Below are 661 nucleotides of genomic sequence, written 5' to 3' on the forward strand. Positions count from 1 at the left end.
CGACGACCCACCCGGACCGCGTCCACGTTCACGTCGGCACTGCTTGAGGTGGGCGCGGTGGCGTCGCGAGTGGCGCCGAGCCGGTCGGCCATGACGAGCACGACCTCGCCCGTCGACGGCGACAGCGCGCGGAACCGGAACGAGCGCGCCGACGCAGCGGCGGCCAGGGCCGGGGCGGCGTGCTCGAGGTCGTCGACCGTCTGCCCCGTCCGGGCCCGGACCGTCACCGTGAGCGTGACGCCCTTCGCCGTGACCGAGCAGAGCCGCGGGTGGACCCACACCTTCCGCGCGGGGGGTGCGGGCTTCTTGGAGACCTCCGCGACGACCTGGTCCACCACCGAGGGCCGCCGGTCGCGGTGCACCGACAGGCCACACTCACGCGCCAGGTGCGGCCAACGCCGGCGAGCCCACACCATCCACGACACCCGCGCCGCCGGCCCCGCGATGATCCGCTCGTAGGTGTCTGGTGACACGTGCGCCCACGCCGAGGCGACCACCGCCGGCACCCACCAGCCGACGACCAGCGTGCGGATCGCGGCAGGCTGACCATCTGGCAGCATCCGCATCCCGAACGCCACACCGGCGACGAAGACGGTCCAGCGCAGGTGCCGCCACGTCCACACCACCACACCCCAGACCACCGCCCACACATGAGCGGGAA

At 73.8% G+C, this 661-nt stretch carries 1 protein-coding gene; it reads right to left on the minus strand.

Translation table 11 applies throughout. The annotated features are described in order from the left end of the window. The coding region (locus ACFQU3_RS19375; RefSeq protein WP_385912791.1) for a hypothetical protein at nucleotides 1–661 on the minus strand (661 nt) is incomplete at both ends.

Source organism: Terrabacter sp. GCM10028922, from assembly GCF_042666095.1.
In the GTDB taxonomy this organism is placed as follows: domain Bacteria; phylum Actinomycetota; class Actinomycetes; order Actinomycetales; family Dermatophilaceae; genus Terrabacter.